Here is a 19288-nt window from a genome sequence, read left to right on the forward strand (position 1 = left end):
TCACTAAAAAGCATTATGAAAAAAATTGCAGCACTAACTATTGCGGTTGTTGTGACATTATCATGTTCCGGAGATGATGATAATGACAATGTTTCGCTTACGGGAACATGGAAACTTACTTCGGCAACATTGCCCGAAGCCGTTGATTTTAATAACGACGGGACAGCTTCTACTGATGTTATGACAGAGACAGGGTGTTTAAACAATTCTACAATAGTATTTACAGATAATGTTGCCACAGCAATAGTGAATATGCAGACCGTAGATATACGCCAACAAAATAATGGCACTTACACTGTAGAATGTGGAGAAGCTGAAACGGAGTATGCACCTTTTGCCGAATCGGAGCATATTGTTACATTAACATCTGATGTTTTTTATACTCCTTTTACAAAAGTAGGCAACAGGCTTACTACAAATTTATATGGAGGAAGTGTTGTTTTTACAAAACAGTAATTTGGATATAACTATTAAATTATATGCCGCTGCGAAAGTAGCGGCATTTTTATTTGAGCCCTGCCCAACTAAAAAAACCGTATTTTTACGCCTTAAAGCAATTTTTTAGATGAAATACTACATCATTGCCGGAGAGGCGAGCGGAGACCTCCACGGAAGTAACCTTATGAAAGAATTGTATAAGGCCGACCCGCAGGCGGAGATTCGTTTTTGGGGTGGCGACCTAATGCAGTCTGTGGGGGGGGCGCAGGTAAAGCACTACCGAGACCTTGCCTTTATGGGCTTTGCCGAAGTGGCAGCCAACCTAAAGACTATACTTAACAATATAAAACTATGCAAGCAGGATATATTGGCTTTTAAGCCGGATGTTATTGTGTTTATAGACTATCCGGGGTTTAATATGCGCATAGCCAAATGGGCTAAACCATTAGGCTTTAAAACGCATTACTACATTTCGCCGCAAATATGGGCATGGAAAGAAAACCGCATTAAGGCCATTAAACGTGATGTAGATAAAATGTACATTATTCTTCCGTTTGAAAAGGAATTCTATGAGCAAAAGCACAACTTTGCCGTTGAGTTTGTAGGGCATCCGTTGATTGATGCGATACACAACCGTATTCCTGCTGATAAAGAAAAGTTCAGAAAAGACCACAACCTTGATAACCGCCCGGTTATAGCATTATTGCCTGGTAGCCGTAAGCAGGAAATTGCAAAAATGCTGTCGGTAATGTTATCAGTAGTAAATGATTTTCCCGATTATCAGTTTGTAATTGCAGGTGCACCGTCTCAGGAATATGAGTTTTACCAGCAGTTTCTTACTAACAGCAGCGTGCATTTTATTAGCAATAAAACTTACGATCTGTTAAGTATAGCCCATGCCGCTTTGGTAACATCGGGCACGGCAACTTTAGAGACCGCACTGTTTAAAGTTCCGGAGGTTGTATGCTATAAAGGAAGTTGGATATCCTACCAGATAGCTAAACGGATAATTACGCTGAAATACATCTCGCTGGTTAACCTTATCATGGACAAAGAGGTGGTAAAAGAGCTTATTCAGGACGAGCTTAACACAAAAAACATATCAACGGAGTTGTTAAAGTTATTAACACCCGACTATAGGCAAAACCTCCTGAAACAGTACGATTTACTGGAAGAAAAGCTTGGTGGTGGAGGGGCAAGCGCCAAGACTGCGAACCTCATATTCAAACATTTAACATAGTATCTTAATTAAATATTAATTTATCTTCTCTATATTTGTAAAAAGCGAAGTAGAATTTGATAAGATAAAAGTTTTGAAAAACCTCCTGAACCTTTCCCTGTTTTTAATGTTGGCAACGTCGTTTAGTGCGACAGCCCAAATAGTAACTTTTAAAAAAGAAGCTCAAAAAAAGGGACTATACGCATACAATGGCAAACAGGCAAACAGCCAGGCCGAAACCCTTGCAAAAGCACAGGCTTTACAAAAAGCTTCTGCCACGCAGGCTAAAGAAGAAGTTGTTTTTTTAGACAACGATGTGGTAGTGGTAGACAATAGTCAGCCTGTTGTTAAACCAAAAGCTAAGGCTAAAGGAGGCCCTAAAAAAACCGAAGCACCAAAGACAAAAAAGAAAGCACTTGTTGTAGTTGACGAACCTACAAGCCCAGACTTTGAGCCTACGCCTTATGAAAACTATTTTGCACAGCAAATTGTAAACAACGCTATGCAGTTTGAAGGTGTGCCTTATCGTGGTGGCGGTACAACCACTGCCGGAATGGATTGCTCGGGTATGGTATATGCCACCTTCCAGATATTTGATGTTACACTGCCCCGCAGCTCTGCTTCTATGGCCAGCGAATATGGCAGGGAAGTAAAACTTGATGAGGTTAAAAAAGGCGACCTTTTGTTTTTTGATAATAATCCGGCACGCAGAAGGATTAACCACGTAGGTATTGTAACTGAAGTTACCCCTGAAGGCGAAATTAAATTTATACATTCTTCTACCAGCCGTGGTGTTATGGTATCTTCTATGAACGAAGCATATCACTCACGTACATTTGTTCAGGCAAACAGGGTAATAGAAGACGATATTAAATCGTAAATAAAGACTCCATTTTTCTTATTATATCGGAGAGGCTGTTCAAAATAATTTGGACAGCCTCTTTGTTTTTTAGCCGTTTGCTGAAATATCTGTTTCAGTAAAAGCAAGTTTGTCAATTGTATCTTTGCGGTTTAAAGGTCAATATTTGCTCTTATACTTTTTAAAATGTTCCATCATTTTAAGCCAAAGCCACAACCTAAACCAACTGCTCCAAAAAAACTCACCGACTTACAGCTCCGTATAAAATATGGTTTTTACATTGGCGGAAAACCCAATACAAAGCCACTTGTTGTTTTGCCGCAGGAACCAGAGTCTGTTATAATAGAAGAAACTCCTGCACCCGTTGAGGTAAAAGCTTCGTCTATGCATGTAAAAGCACCGGTAAATAATTCTGTGGCTAAAAAGAGGCAGGGATTTTTGCATAAAAATATGCACAGGCTTTGTGGGACAATAGCTGCATTGCCCAGTGATTTTTTATTGCCGGTTGCTAGGGAAGTTCTTATGAATACTGTTTATACTGAGCAGTTCAAAGCCACAGTGGGTGGGGACTGCTTTGGATTATTTATTAGCAATCGTACAAGGGCAGGACCGTATGTAATGCGTGATTAAAGCGTATTAGGTCTGTAATACTTATATGTTCTTTGAAATATTGAAAGTCTATTATCTTAAGTCTAATACCTACTTAAATTACCATTCATTAACCTTATTGGCGTCCATTTTTATAAAAATAAACAGCAATATGGTGAATGCCCATAAACTCGAACCGCCATAGCTAAAAAAGGGCAGAGGTACACCCACAGTAGGGAAAAGCCTTATTAGCATGGTTATATTCACAAAAAAGTGCATAAAGAGTATAGAGGCCACGCAGTAGCCATACGTTCGGCTAAACTTAGATTTTTGCCGTTCTGCCAAATATACAATGCGCAGCAGTAAAGAAATAAAAACAATAATTACAGTTACGGCTCCTGCAAATCCCCATTCTTCGCCAACGGTGGTAAAAATATAGTCGGTGTGCTGCTCAGGTACAAAGCCGCCTTTGGTCTGTGTACCTTCAAGGTAGCCTTTACCCAGCCATCCGCCGGATCCAATGGCAATAAGCGACTGGTTTAGGTTATAACCCTCAGCCTGCATGTTTACATCTTTTCCAAAGAGCACGTTGATACGGTCTTTTTGGTGGGGTTCCAAAACATTCTCAAAAACATAGTCTACAGAGAACACAAAGGCTGCAACCGCAACCAATGCCATGGCAGAGAGTATAGGATTTCGAAAAGCCCTGCGGGTAACAAAATACTGACCCAGTATAAAAAGCAACGCAAACCCAACCAATATTACGGGTTTTATGAGCAGCGCGAGTATAAACAAAATTATTGCTATTGCACCCGTGCCTAAATACCACCCGGGCAGCCCCTCGCGATACAAAACAAGTGTTAGTGCTAAAAATATCATGGCACTACCGGCATCGGGCTGCAGCATGATGAGTATAATGGGAACGCCGAGTATTGCAAATGCTATAAGCTGGTGCTGGGTATTTTTAAGGTTTATCTGTACGTCGCTTAAAAACTTAGCAAGCATAAGCGATGTGGCTATTTTGACAAACTCCGAGGGCTGCATACTAAATCCGCCAAAGGCATACCAATTGGTTTGCCCCTTTCGGGTAGAACCCAATACGAACAATCCGGCAAGCAGTATAAGGCCTATGCCATAAAAGATAAACGAATATTTATCGTATATCTTGGCATCTACAGAGAGTACTACTATGATGAGCGGTATACTGGAAAGTATGAACAATATTTGCTTTCCATAGACCTGGCTCAGGTCGAAAATAGAAGTTTCCTCATTAGGTAACGATGCAGAGTAGATGTTCATCCACCCCATTATAACCAGTATTGTGTACAACAATATGATTATCCAGTCTATATTATTGGTTACTTTCTGGTTTTTCATCGACCCTGGTTTATAAGGAAAGGTTCTCCGCTAAGGTATTTATCATAAGTAGCTTTAAGGCCGTTTTTCATTATGTATTCTTCGCGGGCCTTTTGGGTTTTAGCCTCGCCCTTAAGATATTTTTCTATCATAAGGCTGGCAATTGGACCTGCCCAACGGGCGCCCCAGTAACCGTTCTCTACAAAAACAGCAATGGCAATTTTGGGGTTTTCACGTGGTGCAAATGCCACAAATATGGAGTGGTCATCTAACTGTTTGCGCACACCGCCAATCTTGGCAAAATTCTCGGCAGTACCCGTTTTACCACATATTTCTATGCCTTCTACGCGCAGGCGGCTTGCTGTACCCATGTTGTAAACATCAAACAGGCCGTTAACAACGGGCTCATAATACTGCCTGTCTATAGTTGTAACGTGTTTAGTGGTAAACTTTTTGTCAATATTCTGCCCTTTTATCTTTTTAATTACGTGAGGGGTGTAGTAGTAACCGCGGTTAGCTACTGTGGCTATCATGTTTGCAAGCTGTATAGGCGTCATGAGTACCTCGCCCTGGCCAATAGAGTTAGAAATAATGGTAGAGCCGCTCCAGCCTCCGTTGGGGTAAAAACGTTTGTAAAATTTAGAAGTTGGCACAAGCCCTTTACGACCCGGTGGCAGGTCGTATCCTAAAAAGTCGCCAAGGCCAAAGCTTTTAAGGTGGCTGCTCCATGCATTAACGCCATATTCTGCTTTTGGATACTTATCTATAATAAGTTTAAAGGCACTGCCAAAATAAGTGTTGCACGATTTATAAATCCCTTCATGAAGCCTGTTTGCTCCTGAGTCGTGGCAGCGCATAAAAGCCCCACGCCCGTAGCTAAATCCGTGATGGCATACAAAGGTGCTGTTTTCGTCTATAACTTCTTCCTGAAGCCCGATAAGCCCGGTAAGTATTTTGAACGGAGAACCCGGAGCATATTCTGCCAATAGCCCACGGTCAAAAAGCGGTTTAGATAGAGAGTCGTTATAAAGTGCCGTATAATTTTTAGAGCGTTCGCGGCCTACAAGCAGCGCAGGGTCATATGAGGGTGCTGTAACCAATGCCAGTATTTCTCCTGTTTCGGGCTCAAGTGCTACGATACCTCCGCGCTTTTCGAACATAAGGGCTTCGCCATATTTTTGAAGTTCGGCATCTATGGTAAGTGTAATATCTTTACCCTGAACGGCAATAGTATCATATATACCCTCTTTAAACGAACCTATTTCACGGTTAAAGCGATCTTTCTGTACATATTTTACGCCTTTAGTACCACGAAGTATATCTTCATAAACCTCTTCTACACCCTGGCGGCCAATAAGGTCGCCACTTTTATAGTAATGGTCTCTTTTTATAATAGCATCGTTTACCTGCTGTATATAGCCAAAAACGTTAGCTCCGGCATTTATCTGATAGTCGCGTAGTGAGCGCTTAACAATATCAAAACCTTTAAAGCGGCGTATTTTTTCCTGAAAGGCAGCAAACTCTTTTTTACTGAGCTGCGGTAAAAATATTGAGGGTAGGCGCGGACTGTAAACGTTTGCCTTTTCGAGTCTCTTTTCAAAATATGCCCTGTCTATGTGCAGCAGGTTGCACAGTGCCACTGTGTCGAGGTCTTTCATTTCGCGCGGGGTAACCATAATGTCATAAGACGGTTGGTTAGCCACCATTAGCTTGCCATGACGGTCGTAAATGTACCCACGCTCGGGGTAGTCGTATTTTATTTTAATGGCGTTGTTATCGGCCTTTTTAATGTAGGAATCGTCGAGTATCTGCAAATAAAAAAGCCTTGCTATTATTAGCAATGTTGCAGAAACTATAATAACGGGCAATAGTATTTTTCTCATTGTTTAGCCGGCTTTACCAAATATATTGCTATTATGCACACTATTAGTGTAAAGATAGTGGTATATAACGTATGAAGCAAGGTGGTAAGTATAAGGCTGAACCTGAATACCTCTAACAAAAACAAGATGAGGTGGTGGGTTACTACCGATATAAGGATAAATGTAAAACGCTCTGGCGTTAGCCTGTCGTTTATTTTTATGGTTTGATACTCGTAGCTTACACCAAAAGCAAATTTAAAGAACGATGGTCTTAAATAGGCCAGTACTACACTTGCGGTGGCATGAGGCCCACCAGTATCAAGAAACATATCTATGAGCAGCCCCATAAAAAAAGATGATACAAGCAGTACCGCTTTATTGCCATTTACAGGATAAAGCAGTATAAATAAAATATATAGGTAGGGGTTAAGAAACCCAAACAGGTTGAGTTTGTTTAACACCACCTGTATGGTAAGCAGTAAAATAAACCGCGCTATATTTATTAAAACTGTACTATTCATTTGTAGGTACTGTAGCCTGTTGTAGTTGCTCTATTTCGGTACGGTCTTTATTTTCTATAATATACACATTGCCAAGACTGGTCATATCGTTAAACAGCCTGATGTCGAGTGTGTAATAATTTGTTTTCTTGTCTATATATACTTTTTCGATCGTTCCTATAGGAATGTTTTCCGGAAAAATGGTCGATTCGCTGCCTGTAACAATGGTGTCTCCCTTTACTACCGTTGCAAGTCTTGGTACGTCTATAAGCTGGGCAAAACCGGTACTTTTACCGTTCCAGGTAAGGGTGCCAAAGTGATTGTTTTTCTTGATTTTTGCTCCAAGCTTAAACTTTCGGTTAAGCACGGTGATTACTGTGGCATATCCTGCCGATGTTTTTTCGATATAGCCAATAACGCCAAGGCTGCTAACTACACCCATATCTTCTTTAATGCCGCTGTTGGCACCATTATTAATGGTAATGTAGTTTTCCTGCCTGCTGTAAGAGTTGGCAATAACCTTGCTTTGTACAACTTTATACATGCCAAGGCTTGGTGGTACTGCGGTTAGCACAGTATCTTTTTTATTATACAGCATACTTTTGAGCAGCGCATTTTCCATGGCGAGCTTTTCGTTCTCTTTGCTCAGGGCAAAGTATTGCTCTACCTTGTTTATTTGTTCATACGTATAGCCGGTAACCGCATTTGCCGATGTTATGGCACGGCTGCGGTGATATGAGTGCGACTGTATGGTAAATGATAACGATATGCCCAAAAGCAGCAAAAACAGTAATAACATACTGTTTTTAAATAAAAAGTTTACTATTTGCTGCATTTACTAAGCGTTATTTTATAAGTATGCTCCTGTATTTTGGTATGTTTTTTAAGGCCATTCCCGTTCCTCTTACTACCGCCCTTAGCGGGTCTTCGGCTATATAAACCGGGAGGTCTGTTTTTTGGGAAATCCTTTTATCAAGACCCCTTAGCATCGATCCTCCGCCGGCCAGATAAATACCTGTATTGTAAATATCGGCAGCAAGTTCCGGTGGTGTTTGCGATAGTGTTTCCATAACCGCATCTTCTATTCGCTGTATCGATTTGTCGAGTGCTTTTGCAATTTCCCTGTACGATACATCTACCTGTTTTGGCTTACCTGTTAAAAGGTCACGACCCTGTACTGATAAATCCTCAGGAGGAGTTTCAAGGTCTTCAAGGGCGGCACCAATAGAAATTTTAATTTTTTCGGCAGTACCCTCACCCACAAAAAGGTTGTGCTGGGTGCGCATGTAATAGACAATGTCGTTTGTAAATACGTCTCCCGCAATTTTAACCGATTTATCACAAACAATACCGCCAAGGGCAATAACTGCAATTTCGGTAGTACCGCCACCTATATCAACGATCATGTTACCTTTTGGCTGCATGATGTCTATGCCAATACCTATAGCCGCGGCCATTGGCTCATGTATAAGGTAAACCTCTTTGCCATTAACGCGCTCACACGATTCTTTTACAGCACGCATCTCTACCTCTGTAATACCGCTTGGAATACAAACTACCATGCGAAGGGCAGGGGTAAACAACTTCTTTTTAAGGGCAGGTATGCTCTTAATAAAAAGGCTTATCATCTTTTCAGATGCGTCAAAATCGGCAATAACACCGTCCTTAAGCGGGCGTATGGTCTTTATGTTTTCATGCGTTTTGCCCTGCATCATGTTTGCTTCTTTACCTACGGCAATTATACGGCCGGAAGCTCTGTCGCGCGCCACTATAGACGGGCTGTCTATAACAACTTTGTCATTATGTATAATGAGGGTATTTGCGGTTCCAAGGTCTATCGCAATATCCTCGGTCATGAAATCAAAAAATCCCATACGGCTATCAGGGTTTATGTATTTATTTATAATTTGTTTAGGAGCCTACAAAAGTAATAAAATTAATGTTTGAAATGACGGGTACCTGTAAATACCATAGACACTCCGTTTTCATTACAATAATTAATACTCAGCTCATCTTTTATCGATCCGCCCGGCTGTACAACAGCAGTTATTCCGGCATTTTTGGCAAGCTCAACACAATCCGGGAAAGGGAAAAATGCATCGCTGGCCATAACGGCGCCTTCAAGGCTAAAGTTAAAAGAACCTGCTTTTTCTACGGCATGCCTTAATGCATCTACGCGCGATGTTTCGCCTGTGCCCGATGCTAACAGTTGCTTGTTCTTTGCAAACACGATAGTGTTCGATTTTGTGTGCTTGCAAACCTTAGAGGCAAATACAAGATCTTCAACTTCCTGCTCTGTAGGGGCAGTAATTGTAACGGTCTTAAAGTGCTCTTTATTGTCGGTAATATTGTCTCTATCCTGTACAAGAAGTCCGTTAAGGCATGTACGAACCTGTTTTTCAGGCAATGCAACGTCATGTTGTACAAGTATAATTCGGTTCTTTTTTTCTTCTAAAATTGCCACAGCATCATCGTCATAGGCAGGAGCAATAACCACTTCGCAGAATAGTTTAGTGATCTCTTCGGCAGCAGCCCTGTCAATTTTAGTGTTGGTAATAAGTACTCCGCCAAAAGCAGATGTTGGGTCGCCTGCAAGAGCGTCAAGATAGGCTTCTTTAACTGTTTCTCTTGTAGCTATACCACAGGCATTGTTGTGCTTAAGTATGGCAAATGTTGGGGCGTCGTTTTTAAACTCGGCAATAAGGTTAACGGCAGCGTCTACATCAAGCAGGTTGTTGTAAGAAAGCTCTTTGCCATGAAGTTTAGAGAACATTTTATCGAACTCGCCAAAGAAAAAGCCTTTTTGATGTGGGTTTTCGCCATAGCGCAATACCTGTCCGTTTGCAACGCTTTCTTTATAGTAAGTTTCGTTAGTATTGAAGTAGTTAAAAATTGCAGTATCGTAGTGAGACGATGTGTGGAACGCTTTAGTAGCAAACAGCCTGCGCTCTTCTAATGTTGTAGCGCAATTGTTGTTGGTAATGGTTTCCAGGAACAGTGCGTAATCATCTACAGAGGCTACAATTACTGTGTCTTTAAAATTTTTGGCAGCAGCACGAATTAGTGATATACCGCCTATGTCTATTTTCTCTATAATATCAGCTTCAGAAGCACCCGATGCAACCGTTTTTTCAAAAGGATATAGGTCTACAATAACCAGGTCTATCTGCGGTATGTTGTACTCGGTCATTTGCTGTACGTCTCCCTCGTGGTCCTGGCGGTTAAGGATGCCTCCAAATACTTTAGGGTGAAGTGTTTTAACCCTGCCGCCAAGTATAGACGGGTATGAAGTTACATCTTCTACAGGTACTACAGGAATGCCAAGATCTTTGATAAAAGTCTCTGTACCTCCGGTAGAATATAGGGTTACGCCATGCTCGTGTAATTTTTGTACAATGGGCTCAAGGCCGTCTTTACTGAATACCGATATTAAGGCAGATGAAATGGTTTTTGCAGTGCTCATTTGTTGTGTGTTTTAATAAGGGTGCAAAAGTAGTTATTGTACAGTTAACATTCAAAGCCGCAGGTGCTAAATTTTATTAAAATGAAAAATTTTTGCCGTATGGTTTTCAGGGTTTTAAAAAAATGCTCAATTTTACAGGAGTCAATACATTTTTTGCCATGCTGCTTTACCTTCGACTGCTAAAAGAAAGCTTTGCTTTTGCCATGAATGCCCTTACCAATAACAAGCTGCGAACGTTTTTGTCGCTGCTTGGGGTTACTATTGGTATTTTTTCGATTATAGCAGTGCTTGCAGCGGTAGATTCTCTCGATCATAAAATTAAACAGGATCTTAATAAGGTAGATAAAAACACCATGTATCTTAAAAGGTTTTCGTTTGGCCCGACCGATGTTCCGCGATGGAAAGTGCAACAATTCCCTAACGTTACTTACGACGAATATCAATACCTGAAAAGTTCGGTGCCTACAGTGCAAACCATGGCTTTCCAGATGTTCACGAAATCCGAGATCATTAGGTATGAAGACAAATCGGCAACGGGCGTAAATGTAATTCCGGTATCTTTTGAATTTTTAGATATTCAGTCGGTAGATATAGAGTACGGTCGTTTTTATAATGAATCAGAATCGAACTCGGGCAGTGCCGTTGTGGTGCTTGGTTATGAAATTGCACAAACGCTTTTTGGCAGTACTAATGCCCTCGAAAAAAAGGTGCGCATATACGGGCAGCGATTTACGGTTATTGGTGTGCTTAAAAAACAGGGGTCGGCCTCTATGGGCATGCCCAGTAACGATACATCGGTAATGCTTCCTGTAAACTTTTTGCGCCGCATGTATGGCGATCATAACAGTTTTATGACTCCTATTATAATTATAAAACCTCTTAGCGGTGCCGACCCCGAAGAGGCTAAAGCCCAGATTACTCAAAAGCTCCGTGCCTACAGAGGGATAAAGCAGGGAGAGATAAGTAATTTTATGATCGATATATTATCGTCTTTTACAGAGGTTATAGATAATATTGTGGGAGTAATGAATGTGGCTGGATGGGTAATCAGCGGTTTCTCTTTACTGGTGGGGGGCTTCGGTATTGCCAACATTATGTTTGTTTCGGTAAAAGAACGTACCAATATTATAGGAATTCAAAAATCGTTAGGGGCAAAGAACCGTTTTATTCTCATGCAGTTTCTGTTTGAGGCTGTACTGCTTTCGCTGGTTGGTGGGGTAGTGGGGCTTATTATGGTGTGGGGCTGTGCTACTATTGCCTCCGGCATACTCGATTTTGAATTTATACTAAGCCCGGCCAATGTTTTGCTTGGTACAGGTCTTTCGGCAATAATTGGATTACTATCGGGTATACTTCCTGCCATTTCTGCGGCAAAGCTCGATCCGGTAGAGGCTATAAGGAGCGGAATGTAAAAATTCCTTGTCTTAATATCTATACTATCCCTAATTATTTTCTTAAAACAAAATATCAAATTCTTTTATTTAACATTTAAAAAGGTGTTTTGTCGATTATTTTAAACTTATTGTCGATGAAATTGACTTTTTTAACTTTTTTTTAACGAGATTTTATGTATAAAAGTTAAAAAACAATGCGTGCATATAAGGTGGTTTTTTGAGCAGTTTGTTAAAAAACACATATTTATGTTAAATTGTATTGATAAATAACAATTTGTAAAATGGTGTTTATGATAATATGCTAATTAAATTAACATTGATTTAATAGTATATTAAAATTTTTAACTTTAAAAACATAAAACCACTTTGCTATGACAGATAATTATCTTCTGGCCTTATCCACAATAAGGCACTTGCGGTGTTATGGCTATGCTAAAAATCTGCCGCCCAACCCGTTTTTTAAATTTGCTAAACAGCCATATTTTATGGCAGTGTTATTCATTACGCTCTTTAACAGTGCATTTGCCCAAACAGATTCCTGTGCAAGTGCTCCAACCCTCACCGTAGGTACCAGTTGTACAACTACTAATTATAATGTTACTTCGACATTTACAGATAGTGGCCCTGCACCCACATGTACAGGTACATCATACAGAGACGGATGGTATAAATTTACAACATCGGCAACACAAAATATTGTAACCATTACTGCTACAAGTAATCGTGTATTGGGGTTGGCTATTTATAGCGGTAGCTGCAGCGGCACATCTGTAGCATGTACAATACCGGGCACTGCAAATGCAACATTAGTAACGGCAGTATTGCCTTCTACAACTTATTATTTAAGGCTCATGAGAACCAATAACAGCGGTTCTAATAATATGACGGGTACTGTTTGTGTTACAGGAGCTAATGGGCAATTGCTTACTTACTCCGGTGGTAACGCGGGTACTCTTTATACGGCTACAGAGCCAACAGCATCTACAGCAACATTATGCCCAGTAACATTAACGGCCAACGTACCCGCCGGATACTGGATATCAGGTATCAAGGCTTACTACAGCATGACATCGGTAAATGCCCAAAATGCTTATGTAGAGGAGCAGCGTTCACTACTGTATTCTCCCACTTTATCTGCCGGAGAATCTACCGTAACGCAAGGTGTAGGAGATGCACCTGGTACATATAATTATGAGAGGAATATAACCTTCGCTAATTATGCTACCGGAAACGTAGATATACAACTAAGATCATGGCGCACCTGGGGTGGCAATGCGAATAGCTGCAATAGTACTTATGCTTTTGTTGTTAATAATAGTTATAGGTTAATTGTTTCTTATGAGCCTATTCCGTCTTGTGGGCCTGTCATTGGCACAACAGCGGCAATAACATCGTCAACATCAGCAAACATCAGTTGGTCTGCACCAACCGTAGGTTCTCCAACGGGCTATCAGTATGCGGTAACAACATCGTCTACGGCTCCGTCGTCGGGCACTGTTGTAACGGCTACATCTGTATCGGGGGTTACAATAACACCAAATGCTACAAACTATGTGTGGGTACGATCTGATTGTTCAGGAACGTACAGTTCATGGACGAGTTATTCTTTTTATGCGGGCTACTGCACACCTGCCCCTGCAAGCGTAGATGGCTCAGGATTGACCAATGTTACCATTGGAACAATAAACAATACTACCGGAGCCGAAACAGGCAACTATGGCGATTACAGCGCTCAGGTAGTTAATATAGGTCAGGGGGTTGCACAGCCTTTTAGCCTGACTTTTTCTACTGATGGATTGGATTACAATACTAAAATATGGATAGACTGGAATAACGACTATGATTTTAATGATGCAGGGGAAGAAGTATTTAGCGGTATATCTACTGAGGCTGTTCCTTCAACTTTATCAGGGACTTTTACAGTTCCGCTTACTGCATCTTTAGGCAATCACAGGCTAAGGATAGGCTCTCATGACGACCCTGAATATGGTGCATTGGTACCTTGCTATGTAGGTACTTATGGTAGTTATGAAGATTATACTGTAAATGTAACGCCTCCGCCAACATGTTTTGTGCCAACAGGGCTCACAGTAACATCTAACTCTGCTACTTCGGCTACGATTTCGTGGACAGCTTCTGCAAGTTCATCGGCTGTGTCCTACCAATATGCATATTCTACAACAAATGATGTGTCGGGTGCTACTACGAACACAACAACGTCTTTAAGTGCTTCTGTAACCGGGCTTGCGCCTAACCAGACTTATTATGTGTGGGTTAGGACTAATTGCGGCGTTACAGATGGTTACAGCGAATGGGCTGCTTATTCTTTTTACAACGGATACTGTATCCCTTCAGCTAATGATACATCTGCTTATATTGCTAATTTTACTACAACAGGTGGCATAACAAACGTTGCAAACACTACGACGGCTTCGGCAGGGGGCTATGGCAATTATACCTCTCAGGTAATCAGTCAGGTTGCGGGTGATAGTGTAAACTATTCGGCATCTTTCGGGCCGTCTGGTGAAACCCTTGGTTTTGCAATTTGGGTTGACTGGAATAACGACCTTGATTTTAACGATTCGGGCGAACAGGTTTTTGTTTCGTCAACCTATGGCACTGCCTTTAGTGGAGCAATAACTATTCCTGCCGGAACGCCTCTTGGAAACTATAGGGTGCGCGTACTTGCAGATTATTGGGATGGCTCGCCAGACAGTGCCTGTAGCTTTTATAACGATTTTGGCGATCTTTGGGGTGAGGCCGAAGACTATACCATTGCTGTGGTTACACCTCCTTCGTGCTATGTACCTACTGCATTGGCGGCGTCTTTCTCTGGTACTACCGGGGCTTTTAGCTGGGCTGCCCCATCGCTTGGAACAGCGCCTGTAGGTTATGAATATGTTTTAAGTACTACAGATGCTACTCCTACAGGCAGTGGCACAGCTGTAAGCACTACATCCTTCTCTGATACGGTTACCCTTAATACTACATATTATTTATATGTGCGTTCTAATTGTGGTAGCGGAGATTACAGTACATGGGCATCGGCTTCTTTTTACACGGGCTACTGCACACCGTCATCTAACGATGCTGATTATTACATTGCTAATTTTACAACTACAGGAGGCTTAACTAACGTTGCAAATGCAACTGCTTATTCTGTTAATGGATATGGTAACTATACCTCTCAGGTAATAAGTCAGGCTGCGGGTGGTGCAGTCAATTTTACAACTTCGTTTGGTGCTTCGGCTTCTGATACTTTTGGTTTTGGCGTTTGGATAGACTGGAACAACGATTATGATTTTAATGACGCAGGAGAGCAAATATTTATATCAGACGATTATGAAAGTTCTTTTAGCGGAATAATAAACGTACCGGTCGGAACACCAATAGGTAATTACAGAATGAGGATACTGGCAGATTATCTTGAAGCTATACCGAATTCGTGTTCTATTTACAATGACTTTGGGGATATGTTTGGCGAAGGTGAGGATTATACTTTTGCAGTAGTTAGCGAGCCTACCTGTTATGCTCCTACTGCACTGAGTGCATTATTCTCGGGTACTACGGGTACTTTTAGCTGGACGGCACCTGCACAGGGCACCACACCTGCAGGCTACGAATATGTGCTCAGCACAACGGCAGGTACACCTACGGGTAGCGGAACATCTACTGCAACAACTTCGTTTGTATCTACAGTTGCATTAAATACCAATTATTACCTATACGTAAGGACAGATTGCGGTAGTGGCGATTTCAGTGCATGGGCGCAGGCATCGTTCTATACGGGGTATTGTGCGGCTTCTTCAACAGGTGGCAATGCCTATCGCATTACTGCTTTTTCTACTACGGGAGGTGTTGCAAATATAACCAATACAGGTAACGGCTATTCTGCCGGAGGATATGGAAACTTTACAGCTCAAAGTGCCAGTAATTATCAGGGTGCAGTAACTAATTTTGCTGTTACTACCTTCAATACGGCAAATACTTATGGTGTAAATATCTGGATAGACTGGAATGATGATTACTTTTTCTCTGATTCAGAAAGGGTTTATGCATCTGCCGGATATGTGTCGAGTCCAACAGGAAGTTTTACGGTTCCGGCAACGGCAGCTGTGGGTAACCATAGGCTTAGGTTACGCTCTAATTACTGGGAGCAAAACCCATCTGCATGTGGTGTTGCCGAAACAGGCGAAACTGAAGATTATACATTTACCGTTTTAGCTCCGTGCTATACCTGGACAGGTGCTACAAGTACAGCCTGGGCTACCCCAGGCAACTGGTGTGGCGGTTTAGTACCAACAGCTACAAGCAATGTAACTATTGCCAACGTTGCCAATGCTCCTGTTATTGCAGCAGGTACAATAGCAACAGTACACAATCTTACAGTTAGTACTGGAGCTTCTTTAACTGTTAACTCCGGTGCTACGCTCAGCGTAGATAATATTTTAATAACTAATGGTGCTGTAACGGTTCAAAATAACGGGGCACTTATACAGGGAGCCTCTGCTACTGTAAATAATAATAACGGTGAAATTATTGTAGTTAAAAACAGCAACCCATTATTCAGGTTAGACTATATTTTGTGGTCTTCACCTGTAAGCGGCACACAAACCCTTGGAGAGTTCTCACCACAAACCACGGTAGGCCGTTTCTATGAGTATGGTATTGATGCAGGAGTGGAGCAATATCTGATCGTTCCTCCAACCACTACCTTTACAGCGGCTAAGGGCTACCTTATCCGTATGCCAAACGGCAACCTTTCGGTTCCGGGTTATAATGCAGGCAGCACCTCATACAGCTACATAGGAAGCTTTGTGGGTACACCGAACAACGGTAATGTAAGCATCCTTGCCTCTACGGCAGGCGACCGCTACACCGCAGTAGGTAATCCTTACCCATCGCCAATAAGCGTTGTAGACTTCTTTAACGGCAACAGTGGTGTTATAGACGCTACCTCATCGCTATACTTCTGGAGGAAGAAGAACAACTCGGCTACTTCGTCTTATGCCTCATTGAACCTTACAGGCTTTACAGCCAACCAAAGCCAGTCGGCAGACGGTACAGGAGGACAGGGACAGTCAGGCTTCTATCCTAACAGTGGCCAGGATTATAACTTAGGCTGGATCATATCGCAGGGTCAGGGCTTCTTTGTTCAAACCAAATCAGCGCCAACAGCTACGCATATTACCTTTACCAACAGCATGAGGAGGTCAGCACCAACCAATGGTCAGCAGTCATTCTTCAGGACCGGAGCCCCTGTCATGTCACGCTACTGGTTAAACCTTACCGATACCCAGGGAGGCTTTAGCCAGGCACTTGTTGCCTACAGCGAAAACACCACTATGGGCTTAGACTATGGTTATGACGGTAAGATGCTGAACGATGGCGGCAGGGTAGCCTTATACTCTGTAGCTGAAGCTACGAACCTTAGCATACAGGCAAGGAGTTCGTTTACAGCAACCGATGTTGTTCCTATGGGCTTTACAGCCTTGGCAGCAGGCCAGTACACTATTGCTATAGACCGCAAAGACGGCCTGTTTGACGAAGGCCAGGAGATCTACCTAAAAGACAACCTTCTGGGTACAGTAACCAGCCTTGAAGAGGCTTACACCTTTACCAGCGAGGCCGGTACGTTTAACGGCAGGTTTGAGGTGGTATATGCAGCCAGCCCATCATTGGGAGATGACGACCATAGCTTAAATGCCAACAGTGTTATGGTATTCAAGCAAGGCAATGGCATAGCCATCAACACAGGCTCAGCTACAATGAAGAGTGTAACGATCTACGACATACGTGGGCGTCAGCTATATACCAGGTCAGGCATCAATGCAACAGAGACAGTTGTAAGTAGCCTACAGGTAGAACAGCAGGTGCTTATTGTAGAGGTTGACACTGTAAAAGGAAAAGTCAGCAAACGCATAATTTTCTAATCCCCCGGTTGCTTTAAACAAGCACCCAAAACTTAAATCCCCACGCAGCGCGTGGGGATTTTGTTTTTATAGGGTCTTGATATTCAATATGAGGATTCAACCAGGCAATTCATAAAAAAAAGCAGCCGGATTGGGGCTGCTTTTGTAATAATATCAGGAGATATTAAATTATCGTATAGGCTGATTTAGTATCAGATCCAGATAAAGGTTTACTTTATCTTTAAATTGTTGGAACTCCAGTTTTTTTGTTTTAAAAAAGTAGCTGAATTTCAAACTTACCATTTTCTCATTTTGTAAGTTATATCTTCATCTTTCGAATTGTAACCTTTAAGATGTCCGGCTAAAATAATAATTGTACTGATTTCTTCCCTCTGTTCGGTTTCAATCAGAGTCCCTTCACATTTCTGATTAAGGTCATTCAGTTGTATGATAAGAGTTTTAACCAGTTCCATACCCTTCTTTTTGTTTTCTGATTTAGCTATATTATCTAAGAAATTTTCAATTAAGATGATGCATTTTTCGACATCTTTCTGAGTGTATTTTGCTGAGCTAAATTTTATGTACTCAATCATACCATTTCTCAAACTTTCCAGATTATTTTTTATTTCAGTATTTGGGTCTAATTTTTTAGTTAACACTGTCTCGGGTGTGGAATTATTATCTTCCTGTTTACATGAATATCTGCAAATAAATATTAGACTGATAAAAAATAATCTTACTTTGACGTTATATGATTTTAGCACCAAGATGTCATAGGGTTTTTGGTCAATAAAAAATCCCGACACTTACAAAAGGTCGGGATTTTTATTTTATCGTATAGGTTGATTTAATATCAAATCCAAATAAAGGTTTACTTTGTCTTTAAGTTCTTTACGCGGTGTAATGAAGTCAAGGAAACCATGCTCTAATAAGAACTCAGCAGTTTGGAAACCTTCCGGAAGGTCTTTTCCTGTAGTGTCTTTTACAACCCTTGGGCCTGCAAAACCTATCAAAGCTCCCGGTTCAGAGATATTTACGTCGCCTAGCATTGCATAAGATGCTGTTGTACCGCCCGTTGTAGGGTCGGTGCTCAACGAAATGTATGGTATTCCTGCCTCGGCAAGCTGCGCAAGTTTAGCCGATGTTTTGGCAAGCTGCATAAGCGAGTAAGCAGCCTCCATCATCCTGGCGCCACCTGATTTAGAGATCATCAGGAATGGAATATTGTTTTTGATAGAGTGGTCTATGGCACGGGCAATTTTTTCGCCCACCACAGCACCCATAGATCCTCCAATAAAGGCAAAATCCATACAGGCAACTACAAGATCTTTACCTTTAGATTTACCGACAGCCGTGCGAACAGCATCTTTAAGTTTTGTTTTTTCCATGGCGTCCTTAAGGCGGTCGCCATATTTTTTGGTATCAACAAACTTAAGGCTGTCTTTACTGGTAATGTTAGGGTTTAATTCTGTAAACTCATTGTCGTCAAAAAGAATATTAAAATATTCTTTGCTGCCTATCCTTACATGATATCCGTCTTCGGGGCTTACATAAAAATTTCTGGCAAGTTCCTCTGCATCTACAATTTTACCGGTTGGCGATTTGTACCATAAACCTTTTGGTACATCTCTTTTATCTTCGGTTGGTGTTTGTATTCCTTTTTCTGTTCTTTTAAACCAGGCCATATATATTCAGAT

General features: G+C 41.5%; 14 protein-coding genes. 6 read left to right on the plus strand and 8 right to left on the minus strand.

The genetic code is table 11. From position 1 onward, the window contains the following. Nucleotides 1-15: 15 nt before the first annotated feature. The 4 genes from GR160_RS11545 to GR160_RS11560 all read left to right on the plus strand — a co-directional run bounded on the left by GR160_RS11545 (nt 16) and on the right by GR160_RS11560 (nt 3146). The gene (locus GR160_RS11545; protein WP_160750015.1) at nt 16-456 is read left to right on the plus strand and encodes a lipocalin family protein; all 441 of its coding nucleotides are present in this window, start codon (nt 16-18) and stop codon (nt 454-456) included. 109 nt (nt 457-565) lie between these two features. Continuing rightward, on the plus strand, nt 566-1678 hold the full coding sequence (gene lpxB / locus GR160_RS11550) for a lipid-A-disaccharide synthase (protein WP_160750016.1): 1113 nt from the start codon (nt 566-568) through the stop codon (nt 1676-1678). A gap of 73 nt (nt 1679-1751) precedes the next feature. Continuing rightward, nucleotides 1752-2537 carry a C40 family peptidase gene (locus GR160_RS11555; protein ID WP_160750017.1) on the plus strand — a complete coding sequence of 262 codons (786 nt, stop codon included), beginning with the start codon at nt 1752-1754 and terminating at the stop codon, nt 2535-2537. 165 nt (nt 2538-2702) lie between these two features. Further along, nucleotides 2703-3146 (plus strand): hypothetical protein, encoded by a 444-nt coding sequence (locus GR160_RS11560; RefSeq protein WP_160750018.1) that lies wholly within the window; start codon nt 2703-2705, stop codon nt 3144-3146. 78 nt (nt 3147-3224) lie between these two features. Here the strand turns inward: GR160_RS11560 and rodA are convergent, their stop codons facing one another. The 6 genes from rodA to purH form a co-directional block, all read right to left on the minus strand. Further along, nucleotides 3225-4481 carry a rod shape-determining protein RodA gene (rodA, locus tag GR160_RS11565; RefSeq protein WP_160750019.1) on the minus strand — a complete coding sequence of 419 codons (1257 nt, stop codon included), beginning with the start codon at nt 4479-4481 and terminating at the stop codon, nt 3225-3227. After that, entirely contained in the window at nt 4478-6343 is a 1866-nt protein-coding gene (gene mrdA, locus GR160_RS11570) for a penicillin-binding protein 2 (protein ID WP_160750020.1), read from the minus strand. Before mrdA ends, rodA begins: the two co-directional genes overlap by 4 nt. Then, the gene (locus tag GR160_RS11575; RefSeq protein WP_160750021.1) at nt 6340-6843 is read right to left on the minus strand and encodes a rod shape-determining protein MreD; all 504 of its coding nucleotides are present in this window, start codon (nt 6841-6843) and stop codon (nt 6340-6342) included. The genes mrdA and GR160_RS11575 overlap by 4 nt, the downstream gene beginning before the upstream one ends. After that, a complete protein-coding gene (gene mreC, locus GR160_RS11580) occupies nt 6836-7657 on the minus strand; it encodes a rod shape-determining protein MreC (RefSeq protein WP_160750022.1) in 822 nt (273 codons plus the stop codon). Before mreC ends, GR160_RS11575 begins: the two co-directional genes overlap by 8 nt. 10 nt (nt 7658-7667) lie before the next feature. Beyond that, the gene (locus GR160_RS11585; protein ID WP_160750023.1) at nt 7668-8696 is read right to left on the minus strand and encodes a rod shape-determining protein; all 1029 of its coding nucleotides are present in this window, start codon (nt 8694-8696) and stop codon (nt 7668-7670) included. A 62-nt stretch (nt 8697-8758) separates the two neighbouring features. Next, the gene (purH, locus tag GR160_RS11590) at nt 8759-10285 is read right to left on the minus strand and encodes a bifunctional phosphoribosylaminoimidazolecarboxamide formyltransferase/IMP cyclohydrolase (RefSeq protein ID WP_160750024.1); all 1527 of its coding nucleotides are present in this window, start codon (nt 10283-10285) and stop codon (nt 8759-8761) included. A 158-nt stretch (nt 10286-10443) separates the two neighbouring features. On the opposite strand from purH, the gene GR160_RS11595 reads away from it, so the two are divergent. Next, a complete protein-coding gene (locus GR160_RS11595; RefSeq protein ID WP_160750100.1) occupies nt 10444-11697 on the plus strand; it encodes an ABC transporter permease in 1254 nt (417 codons plus the stop codon). A gap of 467 nt (nt 11698-12164) precedes the next feature. Beyond that, entirely contained in the window at nt 12165-17612 is a 5448-nt protein-coding gene (locus GR160_RS11600) for a GEVED domain-containing protein (protein ID WP_160750025.1), read from the plus strand. Between the two features lie 275 nt (nt 17613-17887). Here the strand turns inward: GR160_RS11600 and GR160_RS11605 are convergent, their stop codons facing one another. Together GR160_RS11605 and accD are read right to left on the minus strand one after the other, a co-directional pair. After that, nucleotides 17888-18250: a hypothetical protein gene (locus GR160_RS11605; protein ID WP_160750026.1), complete on the minus strand. Its 363-nt coding sequence runs from the start codon at nt 18248-18250 to the stop codon at nt 17888-17890. A 171-nt stretch (nt 18251-18421) separates the two neighbouring features. Then, nucleotides 18422-19276 (minus strand): acetyl-CoA carboxylase, carboxyltransferase subunit beta, encoded by an 855-nt coding sequence (gene accD, locus GR160_RS11610; RefSeq protein ID WP_160750027.1) that lies wholly within the window; start codon nt 19274-19276, stop codon nt 18422-18424. Nucleotides 19277-19288: the final 12 nt, after the last annotated feature.

The organism is Flavobacterium sp. Sd200, from assembly GCF_009826935.1.
Lineage (GTDB): Bacteria > Bacteroidota > Bacteroidia > Flavobacteriales > Flavobacteriaceae > Flavobacterium.

Coding starts and splice junctions, on each gene's coding strand:
- GR160_RS11595 (WP_160750100.1), top strand. CDS start 10,444: ATGCTGCTTTACCTTCGACTGCTAAAAGAAAGCTTTGCTTTTGCCATG.
- GR160_RS11585 (WP_160750023.1), bottom strand. CDS start 8,696: ATGGGATTTTTTGATTTCATGACCGAGGATATTGCGATAGACCTTGGA.
- purH (WP_160750024.1), bottom strand. CDS start 10,285: ATGAGCACTGCAAAAACCATTTCATCTGCCTTAATATCGGTATTCAGT.
- accD (WP_160750027.1), bottom strand. CDS start 19,276: ATGGCCTGGTTTAAAAGAACAGAAAAAGGAATACAAACACCAACCGAA.
- lpxB (WP_160750016.1), top strand. CDS start 566: ATGAAATACTACATCATTGCCGGAGAGGCGAGCGGAGACCTCCACGGA.
- GR160_RS11560 (WP_160750018.1), top strand. CDS start 2,703: ATGTTCCATCATTTTAAGCCAAAGCCACAACCTAAACCAACTGCTCCA.
- rodA (WP_160750019.1), bottom strand. CDS start 4,481: ATGAAAAACCAGAAAGTAACCAATAATATAGACTGGATAATCATATTG.
- GR160_RS11575 (WP_160750021.1), bottom strand. CDS start 6,843: ATGAATAGTACAGTTTTAATAAATATAGCGCGGTTTATTTTACTGCTT.
- GR160_RS11545 (WP_160750015.1), top strand. CDS start 16: ATGAAAAAAATTGCAGCACTAACTATTGCGGTTGTTGTGACATTATCA.
- mrdA (WP_160750020.1), bottom strand. CDS start 6,343: ATGAGAAAAATACTATTGCCCGTTATTATAGTTTCTGCAACATTGCTA.
- mreC (WP_160750022.1), bottom strand. CDS start 7,657: ATGCAGCAAATAGTAAACTTTTTATTTAAAAACAGTATGTTATTACTG.
- GR160_RS11600 (WP_160750025.1), top strand. CDS start 12,165: ATGGCAGTGTTATTCATTACGCTCTTTAACAGTGCATTTGCCCAAACA.